Source organism: Nostoc sp. PCC 9305, assembly GCF_963920915.1.
GTDB lineage: Bacteria > Cyanobacteriota > Cyanobacteriia > Cyanobacteriales > Nostocaceae > Nostoc.
Genome location: NZ_CAWUDN010000173.1, coordinates 1 through 10,107, shown reverse-complemented (window position 1 = coordinate 10,107; position 10,107 = coordinate 1). Strand labels below are relative to the sequence as shown.

The window sequence follows — 10,107 nt, the reverse complement described above, 5'->3', positions numbered from 1 at the left end:
AGCTTTGGCGGGGTGGGGTTCTTTCTTATTTTTGATTTATGCAAGAGGTCTATTATTAGTCGATGCAATGCCATTGTTAATCGATGCAATGCCAGAGATTTATGAAATACTGTATTTAGCGTACTCCACTCCGCACGATCGCTAATTAACGTATTTCTTTATGCCATCATGCAATGCTTACTTGACCCTGTTCGTCGCGTTTGGGCAGTTCTCTTTTTTACAACACTAACTTTATGCTTGTGGTTAGGACATCCTTCCCTAACAATTGGGCATAAGGGAATTGCAGAGATTGCAACAGCTAAATCGTCGGCTTTAACACAGTTAGTGCAACAAGGACTTAAGCTATATCAAGCTGGCGATATTCAAGGAGCAATTCTGTCTTGGCAAAAAGCTCTCTCCTCTGCTCCACAGGGTAAGAGTAATTATGCTGAGGAAATAAGTATACGGACATACCTTGCCAGAGCATATCAACAAGTAGGTCAAATCTCTGAAGCGATCGCTCAATTAAAGCAAGTTATTGACTACTATCGTCAGAAAAACGAGCCGCTCGAGGTAGGACGGATGCTGACAGAACAGGCTCAACTCTACAGTAGCTTGGGACAGCAACAGCGTGCAGTTACCATTTTATGCGGTCAAAAGCAAAGCAATTCAGCTTGTAGTCAAGATAGTGCAGTAGAAATTGCCCGCAATCACTCAGATGAACTAGGCAAAGTAGCTGCTTGGGGTAGTTTGGGAAATGCTCATCGTCTCCAAGGCAAGTACGAGCAAGCTATTCAAGATTTTGAACGAAGTAATGAAATCGCCAAGCGCATAAATAATCAAACTTATGTAGCGTCTACCTTAAATGGTTTAGCAAATACCTACGCTAGTTTGGCTAAGGGCAATGAGCGTCGTGCCGAATTTGCCCGTGAGGTAGCCGATAAGGAAGCTGCCCAAAAATTCCAGCAAGACACTATTGGCGATGATAAGCAAGCTGTACAGTATTTTGAACAAAGCCTGAATTTAGCTCGTAGCCAGAACGACAGAGTGAATGAACTGCGATCGCTACTAGGTCTAGTTAGACTTTATCACCGCCAACATCTTCAAGATAAAGCCATAGTTAACAATACACTACAGCAAGCACTGGTCGTATTGGAACAATTACCCGACTCCCGCGATCGAGCATACACGGCGATTCAACTTGCTAATCTTTTACAACTCGTTAACCAAAACAGCGAGTCAGTCAGTACCGATCCAGCAACTCAATGCTTGAAGTCCGAATCTTTGCCTAAGTCTGTTGAACTACTCAACAAAGCTGTGGCAATCACTCAAAAAATTCAGGATCGAGAGGCAGAATCCTTTGCTAAAGGTCGATTAGGACACATTTATGAATGTCGCCAAGACTATCAACAAGCTATAAATTTAACTCAACAAGCCCTGATTGGCACTGTCGCTGATGAGAACCTTTACTTGTGGGCATGGCAACTGGGACGCTTATCTAGAGCCACAGGTCGAGTCAAAGAAGCAATTAATTTTTATGAAAAATCTATTGACAGCCTCAAAAGTATCCGTAGTGATTTAATACTGCAACAGCGAGATTTACAGTTTGACTTTCGAGATAACGTTGAACCAGTTTACCGCGAATTGCTAGAGTTACGTCTAGAGCAAACCAATCATCTTGTCCAAGCATCAGATATTCAACAGAATTTGGAGTCGATACTTCCAATAGTAGATGAGTTGAGATTAGCAGAACTACAAAACTATTTAGGGAATAATTGTGATTTAGCACTTATTCAGAAACCAGTGGCACTCGTCGGGAAAAACACTGCCGTCTTGAGTTCGATTCTTTTAAAAGAAAGCCTTGCAATCATTCTCACCTTAGCTGATGATGAGCAAAAAATTCAGTCAAAAGTTTCTTGGATACCTGTTAAAAGTCAAGACGTTAGAGAGATTATTAACGATCTACGAATCAAACTAGAAAAACTTTCAGACTTGGAAAACACTTATCAAGCCAGATCGCAACAAGTATATGACTGGTTTATTCGTCCTTTTCTTAGCGATTTAGAAAAAAATAAAATTGAAACTTTAGTGTTTATTCAAGACGGAATTCTTCGGAGTATCCCGATAGCTACACTGTTTGATGGTAAACAATTCTTGATTGAAAAGTATGCGATCGCCTTTGCTCCAGCATTGACTCTGACAAATCCTCAAGAATCAAACCCGAAAAATTTAAAGGTATTAGCTTTTGGCTTGACACAACCAGCTACCGTCAAAACAGATGCAGGTTACAAATTTTTTGAGCCGCTTACACAAGTAGAATCTGAACTGAAAACGATTACAGCGAGTTTACCAAAAAGCAAGGGACTACTGAATCAAGACTTTACACTTGAGCGCTTGCAAAAAGAGTTAAAAGAAAATACTTATCCAATCATTCACTTGGCAACTCATGGCAAGTTTGGTATTGACGATCGAGAAACGTTTTTAGTAACTGGGAAAAAAGTTGCAGTAAATAATCAAAAATCACTTACAACCGCAACTTACAATGAAAAACTGACATTAAATGATCTTTATGAACTTATTAACAATACTCGCGCTCAAAATCAACCGATTGAGTTATTAACTTTGACAGCCTGTGAAACAGCAGTAGGTAGCGATCGCCAAACTTTAGGACTAGCGGGTATTGCAATACAAGCCGGATCTAAAAGCGCCATAGCAACTCTTTGGAAAGTTGATGATGCAGCAACAGCACAATTGATAGCGAAATTTTATCAAAACTGGCATAGCGGAATGAGTAAAGCCAAAGCCTTACAGGCGTCTCAAACAGCTTGGTTGCAAACGCATCAGCAGCAACTTGAAAGTCACCCCGGATATTGGGCACCATTCATTCTCATTGGTAACTGGCTTTGATCTCTAAGTTTAATCAAACTTAAGTGCATCATCACATCGAATTGATATCAGCAAGACCTTTACAAAAACTAATTTGTCCTAGCGCTGCAATTGATGTATCTTACTATTTATTAGTGCTAGTTTAGTTTTTTCTCTTAATTCTGGTTTTGTTCCAGTTGCTACCTGTTCTAGAAGAGACTTTTTTAATTCTCTAATAGTCGGCTCATCCTTGGAAATTAAAGCAATTTTTAAAGTATCGTACCACAAATCAGCTTGGTTATACAGATTTGCTTTGATTAAAACATCATTGTTTTGGGATATCTGCTTTTTCAAATGCGGTGGAGTTGAAACTACTTTCATCGCCGCGATCGCAAATGGATTACCAGAAGGACGATTAGCATCGCAAACCAATTCGACTTGCCAAAGGTATCTCCGACCAACTGACAATTCTAAACTAGGCATAGATAAAACCATAATTCCTGGAGAACTTTTAAAAGTTTCATCTTTAATCTCTTTGACCAACCTAGATTGTTTGTTAGTTTTGTCATACTCATAAAGGCGGAACTCCATTTGCACAGAACTAGTATTTTTTACATACCAAGCGAATGTAGGATTATTGACCAAACTTTGACCGTAACTTTGATTAGGCGCAAGCAAGATAATATCTGGAATACTACTTAACGATGCTTCTGTTTGAGTCTCGCATCCCCTAGAACCGCCTGAAGTTCCTCTAGTCTGCGGTGGAGGATCGTCAGAATCATTGTTTTTCTTGTCAGCTAAGACTGCTGTAGACATCAATAACAATAAGCTCAAGGTCATGCAACTGATAAGGGTATTCCTCAAACTTTTGTGTAAAAGGCATAGTATTTGAGCCATGTTCTTACTCTGCAAAGTTTTTAGTACACATATATTAGTACTACATATCATTTAACCTAAATTATGCCGATTGCTTGTGAAGTATTATATTATTTAAGGATAGTAAATTCACTATTAAAAATTAAAGTAATATCATCTTTGTATTCTTTAGATTTGAGAAACTATAGAAAATTCAAAACTTCTATCCGAATCTCTTCTAGCGCTTTTTATATTTATTCAATAGCAAAATCAGCCTGACCCATTCTTTCTCCTGTTGAGTGCGCTCTTGAATTGGAGATTCCTCCTCAAAATATTGGTATTCATAAACCTTTTTTGCATGGAGATTTAACGCCCCAGTTAATTCTCCCAATTTTTCATATTGCTCTAGAGTAAGTTGGTGGACATTCTTCACTCACCACCCTAGGCGCTACCGGATTCTTCGCTGGATAAAAAACTAGTAGTCTGCCAACCCAAAAATGCTGCGTGATGGCTGGGGAAAGGGGAAGGGGTAAGGGGTAAGGGATTTGAAACCTTTCCCCCTTCCCCTTTACCCTTTACCCCGCCAAGTTCACTTGGCGAACTACTAGGGGAATTGATCTACCACCACTGATATGAATTTCTTCTTGTCCGCTTTGCTTGAGTTCCCGCGATACAAAACTCATCAAGTCGTTGACATTGACTTCCCCTGTAGTAACATCAGCTTTATCTTGAGATAATCCTTTGATGACTGCTTTGGTGAAAATCCCACCTTCACCATCTTCTCTAGCTCTTTCAAAGGCACGCGAGGCTGTAATTAAGCAGTAGTCTTGTTTGCTGTTGAAGACGGGAAAGCTCGATCTGATGAAGCTTCTTTCTAGTAATGAGCCAGCGTAACAGCAATCTAACAGTACCACTAGGCTGCTGAGTTGAGATTTCGCAATTAAGGTGTTGAAGTCATCAAAGGCGATCGCATTTTGTCCGTCTTTATTACAATCTGAAGTTGCTAAATACCCTTTCGGTTCACCTGTGAGACTGGGTGCTTCAAATCCATGTCCCGCAAAATAAATCAGCGCCTCGCTACCTTTTTATTATGAAGGCAAGGCAATTGCCGTGCCCCTATGCCAGATATTTGTGGAGGCTTTATTTTTTAGGTTTATAAAGAGAGCATCTTAGAGAAAAGATTTGCCTTTTTTTCACCATTATTCACGCTTGGATCTTAGTTGTTGGTGTTCCGATCTCAAAATTCCGAGTTCTGAAGGTGAGCGATCGCCTTTTTTTCACCATCATTCACCTTTGGATCTTAGATGTTGCTGTTGTAAGCATGAAGTTCCATGTTCTGAGGTTGAAACTTCGAGTTCAGAACTCGGAACGCCGAGCAATTTACTCCAACATCCGAGTTCTTAGCCTCAACATTGCACCTTAGAAGTGCTATCGCCGAGCTATTTTCTACAACACTGCGGCTTGAGGCTTGGATTTCCGAGATTTACGGGCGAATCTTTGCCCCATTTCCTCAACTACTCCATCTAAACCAGCGCCTTGTCCGCTAGCTTTGGCATAGTTATACACCTGCAACGCAGCTGCATAAGCTTCACTTCCCACTGCTATAGATGTATCATCTAGCAACTCTTGTAATTGCGACAAAGACAGCAGTACTGGATACAAAGCTTCAAATAATTGTACGTCTTTCCGCATCTCATTAAGGTCAAACGATCGCGGCAAAAACTCTGGGTTCTGTGTCGCCACTTCCAATGCTTTGCTGACAAAGGCGCGGCTTTTATCTCCCATCTTGGGTAAAGCTTTCCGCTCCTCGTTACTTAAATCAATCAAAAATGGTAGCTTCTCTTTAATTGTAGCGATCGCTTGCAACACAGCATCTCTATCTGATTGCGCTAGGGTTGCACTAATTGAGGTTGTGGACATAGAAATTAGTCTCCAGTATGTTGCTTAATTTTAGAGTGCCCACATATACCAGTTTAATTTCAATAACACTAATAAAAATTCCAAGGTCAAAAGGTGAGCTTTGTCAAAGTGCAGGTTATGCCTAAGCCTTTAGCTCACCATAATTTATACCAATTTGAAAAAGGAATGCGACAAATAGACCACTTGTAGAGACGCGATTCATCGCGTCTTTACCCAAAGATGTGTTGCTACTGCCTTTATAGCCGTTTGCAATTAAGTCGAGTGCAGACCTTCTTAGAGGCACAGCAATGCCGTGTTTTTATCCGCTGACTTTACTCCAAACATATTTTTGGCAGGTTTCGCAGGCGGCTTTTGCTTCCTCTGTTTGCGGATTGGTGAAGACGGGATGGTAACGTAACCTGTCACAACAGACTTGCAACCATGCACGCCAGTCACCGCGCCACAACCGTACAGTACCATCTTCACCGCCACTAACAATCGTCTGCCCATCAGTGCTAATGGCGACAGAATAAACCCAACCCTCATGACCGCGTAAAGGTTCAGCCAAGGGAAGACCTTGCAGGTTCCACAACCGCACAGTACCGTCATCACCGCCACTAACAATCGTTTGCCCATCAGCGCTAATGGCCACAGAATAGACCCAACCTTTATGACCGCGCAAAGGTTCAGCTAAGGGAAGACCTTGCAGATTCCATAACCGCACAGCGCCATCAGTACCACCACTCACAATCGTCTGCCCATCAGCGCTAATGGCCACAGAATTGACAAAACCCTGATGACCGCGCAAAGGTTCAGCTAAGGCAAGACCTTGGCGATTCCACAACCGCACAGTGCCGTCATCACCGCCACTGACAATCGTCTGCCCATCGGCACTAATGGCGACAGAATTGACATAACCCTCATGACCATACAAAGGTTCAGCTAAGGCAAGACCTTGCAGGCTCCACAAACGCACCGTACCATCACTACCACCGCTGACAATCGTCTGACCATTAGTGCTGATAGCGATAGAATAAACCCAACCCTCATGACCGCGCAAAGGTTCAGTTAAGGGAAGACCTTGGTGATTCCACAACCGCACCATGCCATCAGTACCGCCACTGACAATCGTCTGACCATCGGTGCTAATGGCGACAGAATAGACCCAACCCTTATGACCGCGCAAAGGTTTCGCTGAGGGAAGACCTTGGTAGTTCCAAAACTGCACTGTGCCATCAGTACTACCACTAACAATTGTCTGATCGTGAGTACTGATAGCAACAGACCTAACATTGCCTTCATGACCGCGCAAAGGTTCAGCTAAGGCAAGACCTTGGCGATTCCACAACCGCACAGTGCCGTCATCACCGCCACTGACAATCGTCTGCCCATCGGCACTAATGGCGACAGAATTGACATAACCCTCATGACCATACAAAGGTTCAGCTAAGGCAAGACCTTGCAGGCTCCACAAACGCACCGTACCATCACTACCACCGCTGACAATCGTCTGACCATTAGTGCTGATAGCGATAGAATAAACCCAACCCTCATGACCGCGCAAAGGTTCAGTTAAGGGAAGACCTTGGTGATTCCACAACCGCACCATGCCATCAGTACCGCCACTGACAATCGTCTGACCATCGGTGCTAATGGCGACAGAATAGACCCAACCCTTATGACCGCGCAAAGGTTTCGCTGAGGGAAGACCTTGGTAGTTCCAAAACTGCACTGTGCCATCAGTACTACCACTAACAATTGTCTGATCGTGAGTACTGATAGCAACAGACCTAACATTGCCTTCATGACCGCGCAAAGGTTCAGCTAAGGCAAGACCTTGGCGATTCCACAACCGCACAGTGCCGCCATCACTGCCACTGACAATCGTCTGCCCATCGGCACTGATGGCGACAGAATTGACCCAACCCTGATGACCACGCAAAGGTTCAGCTAAGGAAATACCTTGGCGATTCCAAAGCCGCACCGTACCATCAGCACCGCCACTGACAATGTTTTGTCCATTGGCGCTGATGGCTACAGACCTCACATTACTCTCATGACCATACAAAGGTTCAGCCAAGAAAAGACCTTGGGAATTCCACAACCGCACCATACCGTCAGCACCACCACTGACAATCGTCTGCCCATCGGCACTGATGGCGACACAAGAGACATCATTTTTATCCCCACGCAATGGTTTAGCTAAGGGAAGACCTTGGTAATTCCACAACCGCACAGTGCCGTCAGCACCGCCACTGACAATCGTCTGCCCATCAGCGCTGATGGCGACAGAAGAGACATTACCCTTATGACCGCGCAAAGGTTCAGCTAAGGAAAGACCTTGGTAATTCCACAACCGCACAGTACCGTCAGCACTGCCACTGACAATCGTCTGCCCATCAGCGCTAATAGCGACAGAATTGACATTACCCTGATGATCGCGCAAAGGTTCAGCCAAGGAAAGACCTTGCAGGTTCCACAACCGCACAGTACCGTCAGCACCGCCACTGACAATCATCTGCCCATCGGCGCTGATAGCGACAGAAGAGACATTCCCCTGATGACCGCGCAAAGGTTCAGCTAAGGGAAGACCTTGGTAATTCCACAACCGCACAGTGCCGTCAGTACCACTACTAACAATTGTTTGCCCATCAGCACTGATAGCGACGGAAGAGACATTACCTTCATGACCACAGAAGGGAATCGAGACTCTTGCTTTATTCACCACCCGATTCAAACTGTTCTGAACTGATGCAAGAATCTGCTGGGGTAGTTTCTCTTGATTCTCCCCCATAGCTTGAATTGCCAAAACTAGACTATCTAGGGGTTGTAAGGGCAATAAATCGTCTACCCTAGCCGCTTTCTCTCGTAACTGGGATTCAGTAAGCGCCCTTTCCATCTCGGCAATCCGGTCTTTATCGTCGGCATCGCTGCGCTGGTAAAAATCCTCATCTTGTTGGGGTGATTGCAAATCAGGCTGCAATTGTTGCCAGCTATCCCTCACTTGGGACAGCAATCCCTTTTGGATTAAATATTTGTCATCCGGCCTTTCGTTCAACCATTCCCGTCGGGTATTTTCTAATGTCTCGCTCAACGGTCGCAAGTCTCGGTCTTGTTGTCGCCACTGGGCAAACTGCTGCCAACTTTCAATTAAAGCTTCATGGGCTAAATTAATCCAGACTTCTCCTTTTTCATCTTTCTCAGAAACTAATAAGCGTCCCTTAACCAATCCTGCTTCACCATCTAGTAACTCACTAAGTTGTTGCCGTTGATTGGCATCATCACCTGCAATATTTAATAATGTGGCTTTTGGTTGGCGCTGTTGGGTATCCTTTTCTCCCTCTCCTATTCGCACTAACCGCAGAAAAATCTGCTTAATCCATTCCTTTTCTTGCTGACTGCGTTCTTGAGTTGGGTATTCTTTCTCATAATCTTGGTAGTGATAAACATTTTCTGCATGGAGATTTAACACCGCAGTTAATCCTCCCAAGTTTTCATACTCTTCTTGGGTAAGTTGATATTTCTTTTGCTCGCGTTTCTCCCAGAGTTTAGTTAAGGCAAACTCTAACAATGGTAAATTCCCTGGTTCTTGTTGAAGATTTTGGAGAATTTTTAATGCTCCTGCTTCTTCAACACTATGAACCTGAAGCTGGGCAGGTTTGGCGATTGTCTCCTTGAAATCAACTCCAGTTAAAGGTGGTATAACAACTGCCTGGGTTTGAATCAGGTGAGCCAGAGAAGGATTATCTAAACAGGATTCCAGAAAATCGCCTCGCATGGTAATTACAACTGCTAACCGCGAATCATGAATCTCTACTACCCCAGTCAGTAGTTCAATAAATTTCTGCCGTTCTTCCTTATCTATACAAACTGTAGATACTTCCCCAAACTCATCTACCACCAATAAAAATTTTTCTGTGCTAGCCACAGCCTCTACATCATTAATAGGTTTAGTCAGGCTGCCGAAACTGTTGTCATCCTGAGCAATTTCAACGACAAGGGCGTATTGTGTCATCTTGTTTTGTTAAAACTATTGAGAAAATTACCTCTGTGCCTTAAAATACCCAAATTGACTAGTGATTTACCCACTAGAGTTAAAAACTCTAGATTTAAAGTTCAATTAGCAGTTGAGCAATACGCGGTAGAAGCACAATATGAAAGTCTTCGTGACTGGGATAAGCTCTATACCTTGTAGTCCGGTGGTAATTACGGGAGCGATGTCTAAGAGCGGGCTACGAACAGTTGAAAATTTCAGCTTAAGTTGACACCAATGGGCATTACCGTGCTACTACTGGCGTGGCAAGACTAAAATGTTGCAATAAATTTTCTTGTGGAGCGGGCATCTTGCCCGCCAATTAGGACGGGCTAGAAGCCCATCCCACAAGAGTTTGCTAATGCACTATTTTAGCTATGCCACGCCACTACCTTGAGAAAAATCTCACATCGCGCTAGTCTTGGTAGAGTCGATGCCCGGTATTATCCGGGGCACCTCTCTGTTAAATCTGGGCG

At 43.5% G+C, this 10,107-nt stretch carries 6 protein-coding genes; 1 reads left to right on the top strand and 5 read right to left on the bottom strand.

Annotated elements, in window-relative coordinates; genetic code table 11:
• Window positions 1-168 precede the first annotated feature (168 nt).
• Entirely contained in the window at window positions 169-2,886 is a 2,718-nt protein-coding gene (locus tag ACM0OX_RS33885; RefSeq protein WP_414519395.1) for a CHAT domain-containing protein, read from the top strand.
• A 78-nt stretch (window positions 2,887-2,964) separates the two neighbouring features.
• Here ACM0OX_RS33885 and ACM0OX_RS33880 read toward each other — a convergent pair whose 3' ends face one another.
• From ACM0OX_RS33880 to ACM0OX_RS33860, 5 genes are all read right to left on the bottom strand, one after another.
• Window positions 2,965-3,684, bottom strand: a complete 720-nt coding sequence (locus ACM0OX_RS33880; RefSeq protein WP_414519393.1) for a DUF928 domain-containing protein — start codon at window positions 3,682-3,684, stop codon at window positions 2,965-2,967.
• A gap of 253 nt (window positions 3,685-3,937) precedes the next feature.
• Window positions 3,938-4,132, bottom strand: coding sequence for a hypothetical protein (locus tag ACM0OX_RS33875; protein WP_414519391.1), 195 nt, complete (start codon window positions 4,130-4,132; stop codon window positions 3,938-3,940).
• Between the two features lie 142 nt (window positions 4,133-4,274).
• Window positions 4,275-4,766, bottom strand: coding sequence for a caspase family protein (locus ACM0OX_RS33870; RefSeq protein ID WP_414519397.1), 492 nt, complete (start codon window positions 4,764-4,766; stop codon window positions 4,275-4,277).
• Window positions 4,767-5,145: 379 nt separating this feature from the next.
• Entirely contained in the window at window positions 5,146-5,619 is a 474-nt protein-coding gene (locus ACM0OX_RS33865) for a hypothetical protein (protein ID WP_414519389.1), read from the bottom strand.
• A 298-nt stretch (window positions 5,620-5,917) separates the two neighbouring features.
• Entirely contained in the window at window positions 5,918-9,613 is a 3,696-nt protein-coding gene (locus ACM0OX_RS33860; RefSeq protein WP_414519388.1) for a hypothetical protein, read from the bottom strand.
• Window positions 9,614-10,107: the final 494 nt, after the last annotated feature.